Origin of the sequence: Chitinophaga eiseniae (assembly GCF_012641265.1) — a bacterium.
Lineage (GTDB): Bacteria > Bacteroidota > Bacteroidia > Chitinophagales > Chitinophagaceae > Chitinophaga > Chitinophaga eiseniae_A.
Window position 1 is genome coordinate 303,081 of sequence record NZ_JABAHZ010000006.1, and the last position, 19,820, is coordinate 322,900.

Here is a 19,820-nt window from a genome sequence, read left to right on the forward strand (position 1 = left end):
AATAAAGATGGTAATAAAAAGATGAATTACATAATTCGTAAATTTAGTACACGGCTATCACCCTAAAAGATCCTATATGGTTGGACAAATTAACTTACCGGAAAATATTCATGGACTGGACGACGCAGCAGTAGCCGCTTCCAGGGAACAATATGGCAGCAATACCCCTCCCGTTCCTGATGGCAACCTGTTTACACATATACTTAAAGAGATAATAGACGAGCCCATGCTGGTACTGCTCATCGCGGTAACGGCCATTTATTTTGCGATGGGCGCACTGGGCGAGGCCTATTTCATGCTGGCGGCCATTGCGCTGGTATCAGGTATTTCCTTTTACCAGGACAGCCGCAGCCGTAAGGCGTTGGACGCCCTCCAGAAATTGAATGAGCCACTTAGCAAGGTTATCCGTAACGGTCAGCTTACCAGCATTCCTACCAGCGAAATTGTTACCGGCGATATGCTCATGATATCAGAAGGCAATACCATCAACGCTGATGGCGTAATAGTACATGCCAACGATTTTTCGGTGAACGAATCGGCGCTGACCGGCGAAGCCTTTGCCGTATCCAAGCAACCTGATGACGAAGACAATAAAGTATATAGCGGCACCCTGGTGGTATCCGGACTGGCCATCTGCGAAGTAACGCAGGTAGGGGCACAAACGAAAATAGGGCAGCTGGGACAGGCGATACTGGACATTAAAGAAGAACCTACATTGCTGCAATTGCAAATCCGCCAGTTCGTGAAATGGATGGCAATTGTCGGTGTGGTGGTATTCCTGGCAGTATGGTTGTTTAACTATATCCGCAGTAGCAGCCTGACCGACAGCCTGCTGAAAGGCCTTACCCTGGCCATGTCTATCCTGCCGGAAGAAATACCCGTGGCCTTCACCACCTTTATGGCATTGGGTTCCCGGCGACTCATGCAAATGGGTATCATCGTAAAAAAGATACGCACGGTAGAAGCACTGGGCAGCGCCACTATTATCTGCACCGATAAAACAGGCACCATCACTGAAAACAAGATGAGTTTGCCCGCTATCTACAGCGCAGCGGATCATACGTTATACGGCGAAGACAACCTCCCGGCCGATATTATCACCACGGCCATGTGGGCCAGTGAACCAGTACCGTTCGATCCCATGGAAAAAACACTGCACCGGCTATACGAAAAAATAATGTCCAAAGACGAACGCCCGGCGTATGAAATCATCCATGAATATCCGCTGGAAGGTAAGCCACCTATGATGACGCATATTTTTGGCAACAAAACCGGTCAGCGCATCGTGGCAGCGAAAGGAGCACCGGAAGCTATCATTGCGGTATCTCATCTCCCGGAAACAGAAAAAAAACAAATGCTGGACCAGGTGAATACCCTTGCCGGCAAAGGATACCGGGTGCTGGGCGTAGCGAGCGCCGAATTTACCGGCGATCAGTTTCCGGCCACCCAGCAGGAATTTCCTTTTGTTTTCCTGGGACTGCTGGCCTTCTACGATCCGCCAAAAGCCAACATAGAAAAGGTCTTCCAGCAATTCTACCAGGCAGGCATCGTGGTTAAAATCATTACCGGCGATAATGCGGTTACCACCAAGGCCATTGCCCAACAGGCAGGACTGCAGCATGCCGACAAAGCCATAAATGGCGATGCGCTCATGCAAATGGAGGCGGAGGAGATGAAGGATACCCTGCAATCAGTTAATATTTTCACCCGAATGTTTCCCGAAGCTAAACTGGCCGCTATCAACGCACTGAAAGCCGACCAGGAAGTAGTGGCCATGACCGGCGATGGCGTCAACGACGGCCCGGCATTAAAAGCCGCACATATTGGCATTGCCATGGGTAAAAAAGGAACGGAAATAGCCAAACAGGCGGCCGCCCTGATCCTCGTGAATGATGACCTGAGCAGCATGGTAGACGCCATTGCCATGGGACGTAGAATTTATACCAATATCAAAAAAGCGATACAGTATATTATTTCTATCCACATCCCTATTATTCTTACGGTATCCCTTCCACTATTCCTGGGATGGATTTATCCCAATATATTTACGCCGGTACACGTTATCTTCCTGGAAGTGATCATGGGGCCTACCTGCTCTATTGTTTATGAAAATGAACCGATGGAGGAAAATGCCATGCAGCTGCCGCCACGGCCTATTACGCAAACCTTCCTGTCGTTCAGGGAAATGAATATCAGCATCCTCCAGGGACTACTGATTACGGCCGGAGTGCTGACCGCTTACCAATGGAGTATAGCCATGGGTTATTCGGAGATCCATACCCGTAGCATGGTATTCACCACCCTGGTACTCGCCAATATTTTTCTTACCTTAGTAAACCGCTCATTCTACTACTCTTTTATACACAGTATGCGGCGCAATCATAATAAAATGATGACAGGCGTTATCTGTATTACCCTGGCATTGCTGGCTATTATGCTGTATGTGCCGCCAATAGCAAACTTCTTTAGTATAACTGCCTTACAGCTACCGCAACTGCTTATCTGTACCGGTTTAGGCGCCACCGCCGTACTATGGTTTGAATTATGGAAAGCATGGAAAAGAAATATACATGTCCGGAAAAAGCAATTGCATCGCAAGCTCGCTGCAGCGAGCGCCGGCAGCATGTAATTTACCCGATATTAAAGCAATAGATGTATGAAGGTATTTACCACCAGGATTATTCCCGAAGAAGGCCTTGCACTGCTGGAGCGTGCGGGCATTACCGTTACCCAGTGGAGTGAACCGCGGGAAATGAGTCTCGAAGAGATGATTGCAAAATGTAAGGAAAACGATGCCCTGTTATTTGCCGGGGGCAGGAAAATTGATCGCTCACTCCTGGAACATTGCCGGCACCTGAAAATAATCAGCCTGCTATCCGTAGGCTACGACAACGTAGACCTGAAAGCCGCTACCGAACTAGGTATACAAATTACCAACACACCCGGTGTATTGAGTAATGCCACCGCCGATACCGCTTTCCTGCTGATGCTCACCGTAGCCAGGAAAGCATTTTTTCATCATAAAAGAATCATCAAAGGCGAGTGGGGTTTCTCCTCTCCTACAGCCAACCTGGGAGTAGATATAGAAGGAAAAACATTAGGTATCTGGGGGCTCGGCAACATAGGCAGCGTAATGGCCCAGCGATGCCGCGCAGCGTTTGACATGAAGATTATTTACTGCAACCGGCATCGCAATGAAGCCGCCGAAAAAGCGCTGGACGCCCAATGGGTGAGCTTCGACGAACTCCTCGAACAGAGCGATGTACTCAGCGTACATACCTCTCTTACACCGGAAACCAAAGAGAAATTCAACAAAGCCGCCTTCGCGAAAATGAAGCCTTCCGCCATTTTTATTAATGCTGCCAGGGGCGGTATCCACAACGAAACAGATCTCATCGCCGCCCTGGAAACCGGGCAGATATGGGGCGCCGGCCTGGATGTAACCAACCCCGAACCCATGCACCCCGATAATCCTTTGCTGCAAATGCCTACGGTGGCGGTATTACCGCATATCGGGTCTGCTACTGTAGAAACCCGCAATGCCATGTCGCGCATTGCCGCACAAAATATTATTGCCGCATTCGAGGGACAACCTGTACCGAACCCGGTAAATCATATTTACGCTTTGTAATTACGTTTAATCTTTAACGTTACCATGAAAAAGGTCGCTATCATTGGTGGAGTACGCATCCCTTTTGTAAAATCCTTCAAGGAATATAACCATGTCGGCAACCAGGAAATGCTGACCGCCTGTCTCAATGCCCTCGTTACGCGTTACGGGCTGGAAGGAAAAAGAATCGGGGAAGTGGCGCTGGGCGCACTCCTGAATCGCTCTACCGAATGGAACTTCGCCAGGGAATGTATTATGGGCACGGCCCTCGATCCACATACTCCCGCCTACAACCTGCAAAGAGCCTGCGGCACCAGTCTCGATGCCACCATACAACTAGGTCTCCGCATTGCCTGCGGACAAATAGACACCGGCATCAGTGGAGGCAGTGACACCAACAGCGATATTCCCCTGCTGTTTAAACAACAGCTGGCCTGGAAACTGGTGGATCTACGCGCCGCCAAATCCGTGGGAGAACGGCTAAAAATACTGGCCTCTCTCCGGTTCAAAGACCTGGCCCCGGTATATCCTTCTATCGTAGAACCCAGAACGGGCCTGTCTATGGGCCAACATACCGAAAAGATGGTAAAGGAATGGGGCATCACCCGGCAAGAGCAGGATGCCCTCGCCTATCAAAGCCATATGAATGCTGCAAAAGCTTATAACGACGGTTTTTTTAATGACCTGGTAATACCCTTCAAAGCAGTAAAAAGAGATACTATTGTGCGCGCAGATACCACACCTGAAAAACTGGCCGCACTGAAGCCTGCCTTCGACTTCAGCGGAAATGGTACGCTGACCGCCGGCAACAGCACTTTGTACACCGATGGCGCCGCGGCCCTCCTGCTAGCCTCCGAAGAATATGCCCAGCAACAAAACTGGCCGGTGCAGGCTCACCTGGTAGATGCAGAATCAGCTGCTGTTGATTATGTACATGGAGAAGGACTGCTGATGGCGCCCACCTACGCTGTGGCCCGTTTACTGAAACGCAATCACCTGCGTCTACAGGACTTCGACGTATATGAAATTCATGAAGCCTTTTGCGGGCAAGTGCTTTGTACCCTCAAAGCCTGGGAAGATGCGGACTACTGTAAGAAGCTGGGTTGGGACACACCACTCGGCAGTATCGATCGCAGTAAACTCAACACACGCGGCGGCAGCGTAGCTATCGGCCATCCTTTTGCTGCCACCGGCGCCCGCATTGTAGCACAAACGGCTAAAATATTACAGCAGCGCGGTAGCGGCCGGGCGCTCATCTCTATTTGCACCGCCGGCGGTATGGGCGTAACCGCCATACTGGAACGATAAAAAAACCGCGCCGGGAGCACCGGCGCGGCTTAGCTTTAAATGGGCCAGTACTATTTTTTTAATGACGCCAGGTATTCCACCAGGTCAACCAGCTCCTGCTGAGACATAGCGGTAGCCAATCCTGTAGGCATCAACGAATGTTCATATGCTTTGCGGGACGCAATATTTGTTTTCCTCAATTTTACCCCTTGCCCTCCTGCCATACGCACGTCTATTTCTTCATCAGTTTGACTGGCAATATACCCCAGCACCTGTGAGCCATCTTTCAGCTGGAAGAAGTAACCCTCAAAGCCAAAGCTGATACCAGCATCAGGATGGATAATGGCCTCATAAATGGCACTTTTGGTGAGCTTACTGCCGATTTCTGATAAGGCCGGACCAAAATTCACCCCGGTATTTCCCGCTAAATGACAGGAACTGCAATAGCTGGCAAACACCTTTTTACCGTTCGGTATATCTCCTTTGATAGCCAGCAATTTTTCAACAGGCGGTAATGCTTTATTTACAACAGCCGGCTCGTAATACGCTACTGCCTTGGCTTTCACATCCTGACGCCAGGCATGGGTAAGTACATCTTTTGTTACCGTATCCAGGTCGGCCGGCAATAATTTACGTTCTACCAGGCTCCATAAATCAGCATATCCATCCCATCCACGACCCAGGTTGCGGGCAGCCAGCTCACGTAACGGGGCCGGGTATACTTTATTGCGAATAAGGGCGGTTAGCAGCTCGCGGTTGGGCCGGTCCTGGGCCTTACCCATGGCTTCCACCAGGATAAAGGCGGCAGCAGTGTCTTTGCCCTGGAGGCGTTTCACCACCAGCGGTTGCCCACCGCATTCGAGCAGCGTTTTCATGGCATAACCCTGTATTTCATTTGCGGGTTTATTGAGGATCGTTTGTAACAATGTTTCATTCTGGTCGCGTAGCTTATACTTCCGCACCAGGTCTATGAACTCTGTACGGTCTTTAAATACCTGCAACGCATTATGCAGCAGCTTTGCCATTTCTCCGGTCCTGGGCAAAGCGCCGGCATCCAACTGCATAAAAGCCAGGGCATTGATATAATCCTGTTTAGGATGATGTCCTTTCAGTAATCCCAACAAAACAGGCGTACTTTCTTTAGCCGGGTAAAAGTCGAAGGCCCGGAAGTAGCGCTTATTTTGCATGGGGTCATTCTCTTCGCGTTGAATCAGAGCCGCCAATAGCGGCAAAGCTGCCGGCGTTCTGGCGCGCCAGATGATATCATTGTCTGCCTCGGGATGTTGTTTGTTGGGTGGTAATTTCCGCCAGGCGTCGAAGCAGGCGGCCCAGTTACTATCTGCCCCAATGCCCAGCGCTTCGAGGTACCAGCGGTCTTTACCATCGTACTGTGCTGCTAATAGCGCCCAGTTGGCAGGCATATCTGCCTCATGACTATGATACATGGCCAGCAGGGCCTGGCGACGCACAGCCGGCGAGGGATCGGTCACCAGCATATTGCCGTAAGTCACTCCTGCTTCCGTTGCCGCACGGATGGCCGTAATACGGATATCTTCGTCTTTATCCCGCAATGCTGTTTTGATATAGTCTGCACCGTTAGGCAGCTTGCTGAGCAACCAAAGGGCGCGTGCCCGGTAACGCGGGTTATTGCTATGATAGAGGTTCACCAATTCTTTTTCTGCCGATGCGCCCATATTATGCAACTTTGTCCATGCCAGGTAACGGGTACTGAGATTGGGATTCTTTAACGCGGTTACTGCATCTGCGGCAGTGTTGAGTACTGGCGGTGATACTTTATACTTACTCCCCGCGGGTGCTACGCGGAAGATACGTCCCCTATCGAGATCAGCTACCTGGTGGCCGCCTACGCCGGGGTCGTACCAGTCGGCCACAAACAGCGAACCATCCGGAGCCACTCCTACATCTGAAGGACGGAACCACTGATCGGTACTACTTTCCAGTATGTTTTCAATAGCGGCCGTATAACCTCCGCCCTGCTTTTTCACGGGGTAGGCCCGCACCACGTTATGTCCCGGCTCTCCATGGATCATCTGGTTACGAAATACGGGAGGTAATAAATCACCTTCATATACCACCATCCCCGTTGGCGAACCAGCACCTGTTTGCAACAGGTTGGGCACTACGCCCGGATCATTCAGATGCCAGTGCCGGTAAGGAATAGAATCTTCCATATTCATACGGCGGCTCGACCAGCCAGCACCGGTCACTTCATCGGTATAACCATAATTACCGTGCTCCAGGATATAGTTAATGCGTACAGCCCGGTTACCATCGTCGTCATTATCGCTCTGCCACATATTGCCAAAAGCATCTACTGCTACTTCATAATTATTCCGGAAGTTATGCGCCATCACTTCCAGGTCACTTCCATCCAGGTTACAGCGGAAAATCATGCCCTGCCGGTAAGGCATGCCCTTATTGGCAATCAGCCGCCCTTCTGCATCTTTAATAACGTTGCCGTTCCTGTCAAGTATACTATCCCCTGCATTACCAAAGTTGAAATATAATTTACCATCCGGACCAAATGTAAAGGCGTGAATGGCATGATCATGCTGGATACCGCCAATCCCGCGGAATAGCAGTTCTTTCTTATCGGCCTTATCATCGCCATCGGTATCGGTGAAAATAAAGACGTTGGGGCTACAGGAAACAATGACTTTATTGCCCAGCACACAAATTCCCAGTGCTGCATTAATGCAGGTGTCCTGGTAAAATACTTTAGCCGTATCGGATTTGCCATCACCATCCAGGTCTTCCAGGATCATAATCCGGTCGCCCGCCTGTTTGTAAGGATGGCCTGGATTGAGTTCATTGCGGTAGTTATAGGCTTCTGTAATCCATACCCGTCCCTTTTCATCAATGTCCATGTTGGTAGGATTCATGATGGCAGGTTCACTGGCAAAGAGGGTCGTTTCCAATCCTTCCCGGGTTTTGAGCCCTCTGACGGCGTTTTCAGGCAACCGCTGCTGCGCTTCTGTGAGTGGGCCCTCTACAGTGGAGGTGGACGTAGGCTTATTGGCCTGACAGGCGCCAATAACAACCGGTAATAACAGGATAAACCAGTAAATATGTTTCATACGTGGAAATATTAATTGTCATTTTTACAACTATTAAAAATAATAAAATTAATGGCATAAAAAAACCCGTCCCGGGAAACCGGAACGGGTGGTCATTGTCATCCATTTCACCGAATAAAAATTCGTAGTCTACGGCACAGATACCATGCCGGAAATGAAAGGGACAATCATTAGTGTAATATTTTTTCTTATTGACAAGCGGTCAAGCTGTCATGATCACCGGCGTGGGAAAAAGGGGTCAAAAAGGGCTGTCTTTCTGCCGAAAAACAGCCCCCATCAAGACTTATATTGTACTAAACTGGAAATATCCCAAGTGCAGCTGATCAGTACCAACACCTGGTACCGGTGTTATTTCCAGCGTATATTTTTTTTTGAGATGTGGTGGCAGTATATCTTTCACTGTATAAATATCATCTACGTCCACTCCATATTTGTCATCCACGTGAGATGTAGCGGTACCGAAAGTGGTATGTTTAAAAAAGACAGTTTCCTTAGATGCCCGGATCGCGGCGCCGATATCCGTTTGTACACTGAGTATCTTATAATGAAACTCTTCCATCTCATTGGGTTTATATCCACCCAGGTTCAGAAAAAATAGCTGCCGGTCGCCGGGTTCCTGTCCGTTTCTCTCCACCACCCTGATCTGGTGATTATCGACTATATTCACCTCCCGGAAACCATCAATATGTAACTTCCCTTTTGCTTCCGGCCAGAATGCTTCCATATCAGGAATCAGGTCTCTCAGCTGGTTTCCAATACCAAAGAATATATCATGCTGTTCTGTATGACGACCGGCTGGCTTACATCCCAACAGTACCATGAACAATTTTAATGCTGCCATTGATAAAAATTTATGGCAGTAAGGTACTGTATTTTATTCTTCCTGCATCGCAGCGCACAGTTGTTATTATACCATTGTAATGTCGAGCTGCTGACCGGCCTGTAGTTGTAGTGGCTGATCCAGCTGTATGGTAACAAATCCGTTTTCTGTTTTAAAAGGTATTGTCTTGTTTCCCAGCTTCACCTGCTTTACGCCGCTATGTTGAAAGCGAAGGGTGTTCAAGGTCACCTTACCGTATTTCAGCTGCAACACATGATGCCCTTTATGCTGCGAATAAGTACCCCAGCCTTCTGCCGTCACAAATGGGGCTTTGAAATTGTCCTTATTCATAGTGGGAGCGAAAGCGATATAGCCTTTAGGGCCATGATACTGGAACCCGCTGGCAGTAATGAAAGTGCCGTAGCTGGCCATGGCGCGGGCGTAGTGATCGCTGCACTCTATTTCATTAAAAGGATTGCGCTTGGCCGCATGGTAGCGGTCATGTACGGCGCGGGTGAGGGTAAGCGCTTCATCTGTCATCCCTTCGGCCATCATATGCGCCGCCACCTGGTGCTCGAAGCCGGTCATACATTCGTTGAAATATCCTAACTGCCAGGCATCTTTTACCCCAAATGGATAAGGCTCATTTTTAGGATTGGTATTCAGGATCATTCCTGCTTCGCCCGCGAGCGCATAAGGCCGCCCACCCGGATGCGCAGCAATATAAGATCCTACATCTGATTTGTAATTATAACGGTATAAAGCCTTTAATGCCGACAACGTTTTTTCGCGGTCAATCACCCGGTCCATGCCCACCTGGAAAGCCCAGCTCTGGCCATATACCTGGTCGATATGACAGGTGTTGTAAGAACCAATTACCGTTCTCCCCTTTACCTTATCCGGCTGGTGAATAAAGTATTCGCCATTGAACAACTGCGTTTCCATATTACGTCTGCCTTTCTCCGTATAGTCGTTACAGATGGCCACAAATTCCTGGTCGTTCACCTCAGCCGCCATCAGGCCCGCAGCTTTTACGGCAGCAATGCACAACCCTACAATCCAGGCTATTTCGCCATCCCACACGGCATCCAGCGTGTTCTCCATCGGTGTGTCTTCCATGCCATCGCCGTTGCGGTCCTGGTGAATAATAAAGAGCGTCGCCTTCCTGATATTAGACCAGTTCCTTTCCAGGAAGGCACTGTCTTTACTCATCTGGTGCTCCCGGTAAATACGTAATACGGTACCGGCTTGTCCGTCTATTGCCGGGCGTTTCTCTGCTTCGCCGCGGAAAAGAATACCTCCATCGGGCAGGAGTGCAATGCCCAGGTCTACCCGTTCGCGCGTATCCCTTTCCAATGCCGGGAAGATACGGCCCACCGCTTGTGCATATTGCCATACATGCGTACAGGTGCCTTCACAGGCGCCTACGCCCTCCCAGGCCCAGAAACGGCCCGAGCGGAAACGATGCGCCGTGGTAGTGGCCAGCGTGGAAATGTTGAGAAAAGTACGCTCCATAAACCACCAGGGCAAGGACGCGTCATACCAGGTATCTTTCCACAAGCGGCTCTCACGGCTCAGGCGCTCGTAATGAGTGTTTACATAATCCATAACCGCCACCGCGTCGGCAAACTTGTTGGCATAGTAACGGCCTTCGCCCTGGATACCGTTGAAATGCAGGTTGGGGCTATACCAGCTGATAGCAAAGTCATTTCGTATAGTCTTTCCCGGTGGTATTGTATTGTATAACGCCACGGCCCCGGTTAATTTCTCCCCGGTATCTTTTACCGTCTGCTTTTCTGGCATCAGGGTAAAGCTTTTGTTGGTCAACGGTCCTTCCGGCATAGCAGAATTAGCCATGGCAGCTTTGTCAAAGGCAGCGAGGCACATATTACCATAGTCGAACTGTTTCTCCAGTGCTTCGTTACTCCCGTTTTTCGTACGGATGGTGGCGTTAATTCCTCTCCACCCGGTACCAGTTACTACAGTGTTTACCCGCTCGTGCGCGGTGGCTGCGGAGTACAGCGCAGTTTTGTTTTCCAGCCATCCCATGATGGTGGCGGTAACCGGCGTATTGCTCTTGTTTTTTATTTTGTAAGACAGGATCGTTACAGGTAACCCCGAGTCATCTTCATTCAATGGGATGAAGGGCGAAAAGGCTTCCAGCGTTACTTCTACCGGTAACAATGGATCTATATACCGGATGGTAGCCATCGGGTAAGTGGCTTCGAAGCTGATCTCCGGCCAGCTGTGTTCATCCAGCTTCCGTATCTCCGTTTTATTACCATAACGCAGCTGCAGGGCAAATCCCTGGTCCAGCGGACGGATATCTTTAGAAGGAGCAATGTAGCAGGCACCATCGCGGGAGCGCACTTTCTTTCCACCATCCAGTACATTGGCGTTATAGTCTACTACCTTCGGCTCAATGCCTTCCTGGTTTTTATTGAAAATATCCCATAGCCACAAACGCCCGTCGCCACCCAGGTATACGGTACCGCACATAATACCCCCTACCGGCATACCGATGTACTGCAGCTCGTTCCTGCTTTTCAGGTAACGGGTAGCCTGGCCACGTTCATACAGGGAAGCGATCCACTCCGCCGGGGGCTGGATGGTAGTCAGCAGGCGGTGCTGGCTATCGTGGATAGCCCGGCCTACTACCGGCAGGCGCACCGTGAGTGCACCAGCCATCGTAAGACTTACATTTCTTAAGAATTTTCTCCGTTCAATACGCATAGTAATTGATTTTATTTCCAGGCAGCTGTTTGCACCAGGTTTTTGTTTTTATCCGGTGCTTCCTGTGGAATAGGCCAGGTATAATGTTTCACGGGATTAAAGGTGCGATGCTATAAATTCATACCGTCTTTTTTGCATGAGGCGCAGGTATAACGCCTTAAAAGCACTACTATCATTGTTCACTGCAATATCTTTCTGCCAGGTGTTGATCATAACGGTGTCTTGGCAATATATATAACCTTCCCGGAGGTTCATTACCCCGGTTAAACCAACACCATGAAAGGAGAATAAAGCATTACCAGACAAACGTAGCCACCTCGCCACTGTTCAGCGACGCAATGGCCTGTTGCCCGCGCACGCTGATCTGGAAAGTTTGCGGCAGGGTGTCGTTATTCACGACTATCAATATTTTTTTCCCGGCAGGTGTCTTAAAGGCTACATTATCGAGCTTACCGGGAATATCGGATGCAATCCTCACCGAACCAGCCGGCACAAATTTAGACGCATGCCCGATCACATAATAAGAGGAATTGCGCGAGATAGCATTTCCATCAATGGTAATAGCTCCCAGGCATTGGGAGCAGCCTCCTTTATCAGTATGCGGGTTCCACTGCGCATCCGCTGCCAGGTTCCATTGCAATACATTGTGTGCCCAGTTGCGGGTAGCGCCAATAATCAACTGCGTAGTATTTGTTGTCAGCTCTTCAGCGAAGCTGCCCTTCCCATTCGACCATTGTTCTGTAAAATAAAGATGCTTACCGGGAAACAGGTCGTGTACCTTACTGAGCGCATCGATAGTACCACCGTATAAATGGAAAGCGGATCCATCGATATACGGGTTGGCAGCTGCATCTTGCAGAATAGAAATGGGATATTCCGGTTTATCGCAGTTGTGATCATATAAGATGATCTTCGTTTTGATGCGGGCCTTTTTAAACGCAGGCCCCAGGTGATCCCGGATAAAGGCGGCCTGGTCTGGCGCCAGCATCAGCATGCTCGGATTATTTTTAGGATGCAATGGCTCATTCTGAATCGTGATAGCATCGATCGTAATACCGGCGGCTTTCATCGCCTGTATATATCTCACAAAATATTGTGCGTACACGCTGTAATACTCCGGCTTCAAACTACCGCCAATAAAAGATTCGTTGGTTTTCATCCAGGCCGGTGGTGTCCAGGGAGAGCCTAATATTTTGATAGCAGGATTGAGCGCCACAATCTTTTTTAATACTGGGATCAGGTCTTTTTTTTCTTCATTGATGGTAAAATGTTTCAGCTCCGGATCTGTTTCTCCCTCGGGCATATCGTCGTAGGTGAATACGCTGGCGCTCAAATCGGAAGCGCCGATACTCAGGCGCAGGTAACTGATACCAATGCTATTTCCTTTGGTAAGAAATAATTCTTTCAGCAAAGCATCCTGCTGGTCGGCCGGCAGCTGGTTAATCAGCGTGGCGCTGCCGCCGGTGAGCGTAAACCCAAATCCATCTATTCCCTGGAAGCTGCGGGTATCATCTACCGTTATAACGGGTATATCTTTTTTAACGGAGCTAAACAACAAGGTATGCGGCTGTTGTTGCAGCACAATAGATTTATCGGGAGAAGTAAGCCAATAGCTGATACCAGGCACTTTCTGTTGGCTGTTTCCGTTCGTATAGCTGCCCAGGAGCAGGGCAAGGCTCAGAAAAAATTGACCAGTTCTTTTCATAGCAAAATAAATAATTCGTCCACGCTAAAGCGGATATCAAAATACAAACTATTTATGCTTCCTGCAAGAACGATAACGCCCGTTGTTCCGACCAGTAATAAGGCACTCCAAATTTCACGAAGCCTACATGTCCACCCTGCTGTGGTGTTTCCAGGAAAAAGCAGGTGCTATTGGAAGCCAGGTCATAAGGATAACATTCCTTGCTCAGGAAGGGATCGTCGATGGCATTGATCAGCAAAGCAGGTACCTGTATCCTGTGGAGGTATCTGCGGGAGCTGCATTCCTCCCAGTATTGCAGCGCATCCCCAAAACCATGTATGGGCGCGGTGTAGCGGTCGTCGAATTGCCGGAATGATTTTACAGCGTTATAGCCCGACAAGTCGATACAGTCTGGGTATAGCTGTTCCTTTAACCGCAGCTTCTCCCCCAGGTCGCGGATGAACCGCTGCATGTAAATGATATTATGCCGTTTCTCCAATTCAGCCGAACTGCTTTTAAGATCGCAGGGCACCGAAATGGCTACCGCCGATTTAATGACGCCTTTCAGCTCACTTCCCCTTTCTCCCAGGTACTTGAGGGTAACATTACCACCCAGCGAAAAACCAACCAGGTGTATGGTTTTGTATTTCCCCAATGCTTGCAGGTAGGTAATCACGGTATGCAGGTCGCCTGTTTCCCCGCTATGATAAAAACAGAGGTTTTTATTGGGCTCCCCGCTGCAACCACGGAAGTTCATAGACACCGTGTCGAAGCCTGCTTCATTGAAAATATGCACCATGCCCAGTACATACTTACGGGTGGAATTTCCCTCCAGGCCATGCAAAATCACCACGATACGGTCATTCCCTTTTTCGCTGAAATCCAGGTCCAGGAAATCGTTATCAGGTGTAGCAATACGTTCCCTGCGGTAAGGCGCAGGAGCTATATTACGAAACAGGGAAGGGTAAATCGTTAACATATGACGATTCTGCAGCAGGAATGGCGCTCTATAATCTGAATGATGCAATACGGGCATGCTGCGAAAGTACGAATTCGTACTCCTTAATTTGTAATTTTGCCGCTTCCCATTCCTGGTATAGAGAAAATTGTTAATCCCGACCCAACTATCATGCAAAGGCCTCCTTTATTTAATCACGTTAAACAACCGCCGCCAGCGGATATGGCCATGGTCAAAGCTCATCCAGATAACCCAGGCCTTCCCCACAATATGATCTTCCGGAACAAAGCCCCAGAAACGGGAATCTGTCGACTCGTTACGGTTATCCCCCATCATCCAGTAATAATTCATTTTAAAAGTATAGGTACTGGTTTCCTGGTTATTGATATAAATCTTGTTGCCCACCACATTCAGCGTATTGTGCTCGTAAGTATCAATAATACGGCGGTAAAAAGGCAGGGTTAAAGAATCAAGTGTCACCGTAACACCCTTTTTTGGAACGTAGATAGGGCCCATACAATCTTGCGTCCATTCATAATGTTTGTTATCGAAGGGAAATATCTTATAATCGCCGTAGCCTTCCACGATCACCCGCTTTATCTGCGCCCCCCTGGCATGGAGGGTATCCAGGTTATCTGGCGACAGGTTATGTATGAACATGCCTGAATCGCGCATAGGCCGCGGGATATGATCTGTACCCAGCTTGTCCAGCATGGCCTCGCTCAGCCGCTTGCGGTCTGGCATGGTAACATAATACCGGGCTTGGAAATGCGGAGGTATCCTTCCCGGGCGATGATTGATATATACTTCGCCACTCACGATCTCAATGGTATCTCCACTCACCGCTATACAGCGCTTGATCCAGGTTTCCCGTTTATCTACCGGCCTGGTAATGGGTGGTCCGTAATTTTTGTGCAGGTATTCCGCTCCCAAACTGGCCATGCTATAGTAGTCTTCATCTTCTCCCGCTTTATTTTTCAGCACCGTGTCTCCGCAGGGATAATTAAACACCACTACATCATTACGCTCAATATGCCCAAATCCCGGCAGCCGCCTGTAAGGCCACTGTACAGCCGTGGAAAAGGGCGCAACATCTTTTGTAAAAGGCATGGTATGGTTAGTAAAAGGCCAGGCCAGCGGGGTAATAGGAATGCGGGGGCCATAACTGACTTTGCTCACAAAAATAAAATCATTGATTAACAGGGTCTTCTCCATGGAAGCACTGGGGATCACAAAAGCCTCAAAAATAAAAATCCGGATCAGGGTAGCAGTAACAATGGCAAAAATTACCGCCTCTATCCATTCCCGCAACCTGGATTTCTGGCGGGTACCCTTTTCGGCTTGTTTTATAGTGCTGAAAAAAACACGCATGTTGGACAAGGTTTTGGACAAGTAACCACTAACAATTTAACCATTTTAAAACCTCCTCCATTCAAAAATTACAGGAATAAAAACAGCTACTGCAACGACACAGCACAACAGCACTTAAACCAGCCACCATAAATCATTACAAAGGAAATATTTATTTTTATCGTACCCACCTTTCCGTTATAGCAAACTATCTTTTTATTATATTATGCTGCCGGTTTCTGCAAAAAAGTATCAACCCTCCGCACAGCGACTAAAAAATTCGGTCAAGATAAAATCGTTTTATTAAATTGCCCTATATAACCACCGCAGTGGTTATATATTTACCCACGTTATAAATTTTTTATGACCATGCATACTTCGAGACGCTCCTTCCTTCAGCAAACAGGACTGATGGCAGCAGGCATGATGCTCCCCGGCAGCATCCTGGCGATGACCGGCAATAAAGCACTCCCTAGGAAAATCGGTATTCAGCTGTACACCCTGCGCGATCAGCTGGACAAGGACCCTAAAGGTACCCTGGCCAAAGTAGCCGGCATTGGCTACCGCGAAGTAGAAACCTTCTACGGCTTCCAGGGCGCTGGCGATAAAGGCGAATTCTGGGGCCTCAAGCCAAAAGAACTGGGCGCCGTATTACAACAGCACCAACTGGTAACACCCAGCGGTCACTATCAGCTCAACGACTACCTTACCAGGGGCAATGGTAACGCAGACGCCCTGCAACCGCAAATTGAACTGGCCGCCGCATTGGGTCAACGCTACTTCATTGTACCGGTATTACCACTCTCCCTCTGGGATAAAAAACTGGTAGCGGATGATTATAAATTCATGGCAGAACAACTCAATAAAGCAGGAGAAATCTGTAAAAAAGCAAACCTGCACATTGGCTACCATAACCATTATTGGGAATTTAAACCACTGTCAGATACTAATAGCACCGGCTATGATATTATGCTCAAAGAAACAGATCCTTCCCTCGTATCCTTTGAGCTGGATCTCTTCTGGGCAGTAAAATCAGGCCGCGACCCGGTAGCCCTCTTTAAAGAAGCGCCCGGCCGTTTCGTTGCCTGGCATGTAAAAGACATGGATAAAAACAATACTGCCAGTCTCACTGCCGCCGGCACGGAAAATAAAACCTCTATGGAGCTGCTCTCCGGCGTTACCTTCGCAGAAGTAGGCACCGGCAGTATCAACTTCCATAAAATATTTGCCCAGGCAAAGCTGGCAGGTGTAAAACACCTGTTTGTAGAACAGGACAAAATCACCATCGATCCGTTCCAGAGCGTCACCAAAAGCTACAAATACGTGAAGAACGTATTGTTGAAAGCGTAAAGCCGGAGGCACGCAAAGGAGCTAAGGAGCAAAGCAGCAAAGAAATTTATAAGCTCAATAAGAGTTCATGTTTTGACAAAATGCCTTTGCTGCTTTGCTCCTTAGCTCCTTTGCGTGCCTTCTGCCTTACGCTTGCTGCTTTTTACGTAGTTTTGCCTAAAAACCACGCTACATATGTCGATGCATGAAGTTGAATCATGGGTGGAATTATCCGTTTATTGCCTGGACGAAAGCCCCGAAGAAGGACTCGACCGAAGAAGTCTTTTCTATAACCTTTATCGCGTACAACAACAGTTTGATACCGGGTTTACCCATTTCCGCGTAATAGATACGCTGATCAAACACCGCTTCGTATACACATTTCCCATCAACGCTCATCCGGCCTACGAAGCCCATAAAGCCTGGTTTGATGCGTTGGAAGCCAGCAAAAAATTCAGTTTCATCTACGAACAGCCCACCGCCGAATGGGACGCTGAAACCAACCCGGTAGCCGGCTACGCCAACTACGACCATAACACCAACCGCTATATTTTATATTGCGATGCTGGCTCCCTGCTGTGGACCGACCTGGTAGACAATGGTACCTTAACCGGCGAAGATGCGATAGCTCCGGAAGAAATAGACGTATTTAGCATGTCGCACGAAATTGCGGAACTGGCAGGCGAACAAAAAAATACCAGCCTGCTGGCCAGCTACTACCAGCTGATGCCCTACATCGTGATGAATGCAGAGCAAATGAACGAACCTATTAATTACAAAGCACTGGAATCCATACTGGAACTGGTACTGGCCAACGATGCCATTGATGCGGATACCTTACCACCTTCCGATGAACTGCCCATCGGCGGCGAACTGGGAAAATTCTGTGAATGGTGGTATGCCCCGGCAGCCGATAAAATGAAACCCGCCATGAATGCAACAGAAGAAATAGACCTGGAAAATGTTCCCTTCTCGGAAAATGTGGAAAAAAGTGCCGGCTGGTATGAACAGCAGGTAATAAAAATTCTCCAGGAAGCCAACGCAGCGATCGCTTACATGGAAGACAACGGGTATAACCAGGATACCCAAATGGGCATTATCAACAAATTACGGCTGGCAATGCAATACGCCAACAAAGGCCTGGAACTGGCGCCCGGAGAGCCTAACCTGATGATGAATAAAGGATCTATCTTTATGTTGCTTCAGCTGAACGAAGAGGCACTGGAGATCTATGATGAAGTGTTGAAACTGGCGCCAAACGATCCCTATGTGCACGTAAACCGGGCCGTATTGTTCTATAATATGGACCAGCTGCCCAATGCCATCGCTGCTTTTGAAGAGGTGATCAGACTGGAACCCGGCAACGAATTTGCCCAGCAATGGTTAGCACAGCTTAAAAATGGCGAACAACAATAGCATCACTGAAATAGAAAAAGCACCCGGCTTTTCTTTGCCGGGTGCTTTTTATTTTGCGCCTGCCCCCATTAAATAAACGCCGCTTTACCTGTTTCGTCCTGTTTTTCCATAGTTCCATCACATTTACCACCCCATTTCCCATCCCCGGGACTACCTTTCCAAAAATTTTTGCAATGCTCAAGAGAATACTCCCCCTATTGTGCGCCGTCCTCGCGGTACAAACCCTGTATGCCCAAACCACTGCACAAAAAATTGATACCCTCCTCTATGCTTATCATGACCAGCACCAGTTTTCCGGCACAGCACTCGTGGCGGTACATGGACAAATACTGGTAGATAAAGCCTATGGTCCGGCTAACGTAAACGAACATACCCCCAATACTACCAGCAGTCAATACCAGCTGGCTTCTGTTACCAAAACCTTTACCTCCACCCTGATCCTAAAACTCGTAGAGCTGCATCAGTTATCACTCGACGACCACATCAGCAAATTCTACCCGGCTTATCCACATGGCGATAGTATTACCATCCGTCAACTGCTGTCGCATACTTCCGGCATCTTCAATTATACCAGGCTGGACAAGGACCTCTGGCACCCCGAACAACCAGCTACAGAAGAAAAAATGATCGCACTGTTTAAAGATAAACCGCTGGATTTTTCACCCGGTACCGACTGGAACTATAGTAACTCTGGGTATTCCATGCTGGGATATATTGTGCATAAAGCCACCGGCATGCCCTGGGAAGCCGCAGTGAGGAAATATATTTTCAAACCAGCCGGCATGCAACACAGCGGGTTTGACTTTGCGCACTTGCAGAGCAGCAACAGAACTATTGGATATGTAGCCGACAGCCTGAATGATTACACGAAAATATCTCCACTGGTAGATTCATCCGTGTCTTTTTCTGCTGGCGCGGTTTATTCTACCACCGGCGACCTGTACCGCTTTCACCAGGCGCTGCAACAAAACCGCATTATCAGCGCACCATCTATCGCCCTCGCCACCACGCCGGTAAAAAACCATTATGGATTTGGTTGGGAAATAGACAGTCTCTTTGGACATAAAGCAGTGATGCACAGCGGTGGCATTTTTGGCTTCCGCTCCCAGCTACTGAGAGTACCGGAAGATGATATCTGCATTATTTTACTCAGCAATACTGAAACCCCTGCGCTCAACGGCATCGCCAAAAGCATACTGGCCGCCTGTTACCAACAACCGTACTATATACCAACAAAGAAAATAGCGATAAAATTGAGTGAAGACATCCTGAAAAAATACACCGGCATGTATAAGATTACGGTACATTCACTGCTGGTAGAGCTTAAACTGGAAAACGGGCAGCTGGTGGCTTATCCCGACAAAGGCCCCAGATCGCCTATGAGCGCAGCAGATAATACGCACTTTTTCCTGGACAATGAGGCCGGCTTCGATATTGAGTTCGTAACCGACAACAATGGCAACGCTACCGCCATGCGCATAACCCGCAACGGGGAAACCCAGGTAGCCCCTAAACAATAGACCAATTTTTCCGTT

Annotated in this window: 12 protein-coding genes; 6 read left to right on the forward strand and 6 right to left on the reverse strand. The window is 48.7% G+C overall.

From position 1 onward, the window contains the following. The first annotated feature begins 76 nt into the window (after positions 1-76). Genes HGH91_RS23360 through HGH91_RS23370 form a run of 3 tightly spaced genes read left to right on the forward strand, consistent with a single transcriptional unit; the run spans position 77 to position 4,918 of the window. On the forward strand, positions 77-2,629 hold the full coding sequence (locus tag HGH91_RS23360; RefSeq protein WP_168741210.1) for a cation-translocating P-type ATPase: 2,553 nt from the start codon (positions 77-79) through the stop codon (positions 2,627-2,629). Positions 2,630-2,656: 27 nt separating this feature from the next. Then, positions 2,657-3,631 carry a 2-hydroxyacid dehydrogenase gene (locus tag HGH91_RS23365; RefSeq protein WP_168741211.1) on the forward strand — a complete coding sequence of 325 codons (975 nt, stop codon included), beginning with the start codon at positions 2,657-2,659 and terminating at the stop codon, positions 3,629-3,631. 24 nt (positions 3,632-3,655) lie between these two features. After that, complete coding sequence (locus HGH91_RS23370) at positions 3,656-4,918, forward strand: acetyl-CoA C-acetyltransferase (protein ID WP_168741212.1); 1,263 nt, start codon at positions 3,656-3,658, stop codon at positions 4,916-4,918. 50 nt (positions 4,919-4,968) lie between these two features. Here the strand turns inward: HGH91_RS23370 and HGH91_RS23375 are convergent, their stop codons facing one another. The 6 genes from HGH91_RS23375 to lepB form a co-directional block, all read right to left on the reverse strand. Beyond that, positions 4,969-7,995: a PVC-type heme-binding CxxCH protein gene (locus HGH91_RS23375; RefSeq protein WP_168741213.1), complete on the reverse strand. Its 3,027-nt coding sequence runs from the start codon at positions 7,993-7,995 to the stop codon at positions 4,969-4,971. A 283-nt stretch (positions 7,996-8,278) separates the two neighbouring features. Further along, positions 8,279-8,836 carry a DUF1543 domain-containing protein gene (locus HGH91_RS23380; protein WP_168741214.1) on the reverse strand — a complete coding sequence of 186 codons (558 nt, stop codon included), beginning with the start codon at positions 8,834-8,836 and terminating at the stop codon, positions 8,279-8,281. Between the two features lie 66 nt (positions 8,837-8,902). Then, positions 8,903-11,548, reverse strand: a complete 2,646-nt coding sequence (locus HGH91_RS23385) for a GH116 family glycosyl-hydrolase (protein ID WP_168741215.1) — start codon at positions 11,546-11,548, stop codon at positions 8,903-8,905. Between the two features lie 295 nt (positions 11,549-11,843). Further along, a complete protein-coding gene (locus HGH91_RS23390) occupies positions 11,844-13,253 on the reverse strand; it encodes a glycoside hydrolase family 30 protein (RefSeq protein ID WP_168741216.1) in 1,410 nt (469 codons plus the stop codon). Between the two features lie 52 nt (positions 13,254-13,305). Continuing rightward, positions 13,306-14,211, reverse strand: a complete 906-nt coding sequence (locus HGH91_RS23395; RefSeq protein WP_211092397.1) for a YheT family hydrolase — start codon at positions 14,209-14,211, stop codon at positions 13,306-13,308. 165 nt (positions 14,212-14,376) lie between these two features. Beyond that, on the reverse strand, positions 14,377-15,561 hold the full coding sequence (lepB, locus tag HGH91_RS23400) for a signal peptidase I (protein ID WP_168741218.1): 1,185 nt from the start codon (positions 15,559-15,561) through the stop codon (positions 14,377-14,379). A 348-nt stretch (positions 15,562-15,909) separates the two neighbouring features. On the opposite strand from lepB, the gene HGH91_RS23405 reads away from it, so the two are divergent. From HGH91_RS23405 to HGH91_RS23415, 3 genes are all read left to right on the forward strand, one after another. Then, the gene (locus tag HGH91_RS23405) at positions 15,910-16,890 is read left to right on the forward strand and encodes a sugar phosphate isomerase/epimerase family protein (RefSeq protein ID WP_168741219.1); all 981 of its coding nucleotides are present in this window, start codon (positions 15,910-15,912) and stop codon (positions 16,888-16,890) included. A 174-nt stretch (positions 16,891-17,064) separates the two neighbouring features. After that, on the forward strand, positions 17,065-18,285 hold the full coding sequence (locus tag HGH91_RS23410) for a tetratricopeptide repeat protein (RefSeq protein WP_168741220.1): 1,221 nt from the start codon (positions 17,065-17,067) through the stop codon (positions 18,283-18,285). A 173-nt stretch (positions 18,286-18,458) separates the two neighbouring features. Continuing rightward, complete coding sequence (locus HGH91_RS23415) at positions 18,459-19,805, forward strand: serine hydrolase domain-containing protein (protein WP_168741221.1); 1,347 nt, start codon at positions 18,459-18,461, stop codon at positions 19,803-19,805. Positions 19,806-19,820: the final 15 nt, after the last annotated feature.

Coding starts and splice junctions, on each gene's coding strand:
- HGH91_RS23360 (WP_168741210.1), top strand. CDS start 77: ATGGTTGGACAAATTAACTTACCGGAAAATATTCATGGACTGGACGAC.
- HGH91_RS23365 (WP_168741211.1), top strand. CDS start 2,657: ATGAAGGTATTTACCACCAGGATTATTCCCGAAGAAGGCCTTGCACTG.
- HGH91_RS23370 (WP_168741212.1), top strand. CDS start 3,656: ATGAAAAAGGTCGCTATCATTGGTGGAGTACGCATCCCTTTTGTAAAA.
- HGH91_RS23375 (WP_168741213.1), bottom strand. CDS start 7,995: ATGAAACATATTTACTGGTTTATCCTGTTATTACCGGTTGTTATTGGC.
- HGH91_RS23380 (WP_168741214.1), bottom strand. CDS start 8,836: ATGGCAGCATTAAAATTGTTCATGGTACTGTTGGGATGTAAGCCAGCC.
- HGH91_RS23385 (WP_168741215.1), bottom strand. CDS start 11,548: ATGCGTATTGAACGGAGAAAATTCTTAAGAAATGTAAGTCTTACGATG.
- HGH91_RS23390 (WP_168741216.1), bottom strand. CDS start 13,253: ATGAAAAGAACTGGTCAATTTTTTCTGAGCCTTGCCCTGCTCCTGGGC.
- HGH91_RS23395 (WP_211092397.1), bottom strand. CDS start 14,211: ATGTTAACGATTTACCCTTCCCTGTTTCGTAATATAGCTCCTGCGCCT.
- lepB (WP_168741218.1), bottom strand. CDS start 15,561: ATGCGTGTTTTTTTCAGCACTATAAAACAAGCCGAAAAGGGTACCCGC.
- HGH91_RS23405 (WP_168741219.1), top strand. CDS start 15,910: ATGCATACTTCGAGACGCTCCTTCCTTCAGCAAACAGGACTGATGGCA.
- HGH91_RS23410 (WP_168741220.1), top strand. CDS start 17,065: ATGTCGATGCATGAAGTTGAATCATGGGTGGAATTATCCGTTTATTGC.
- HGH91_RS23415 (WP_168741221.1), top strand. CDS start 18,459: ATGCTCAAGAGAATACTCCCCCTATTGTGCGCCGTCCTCGCGGTACAA.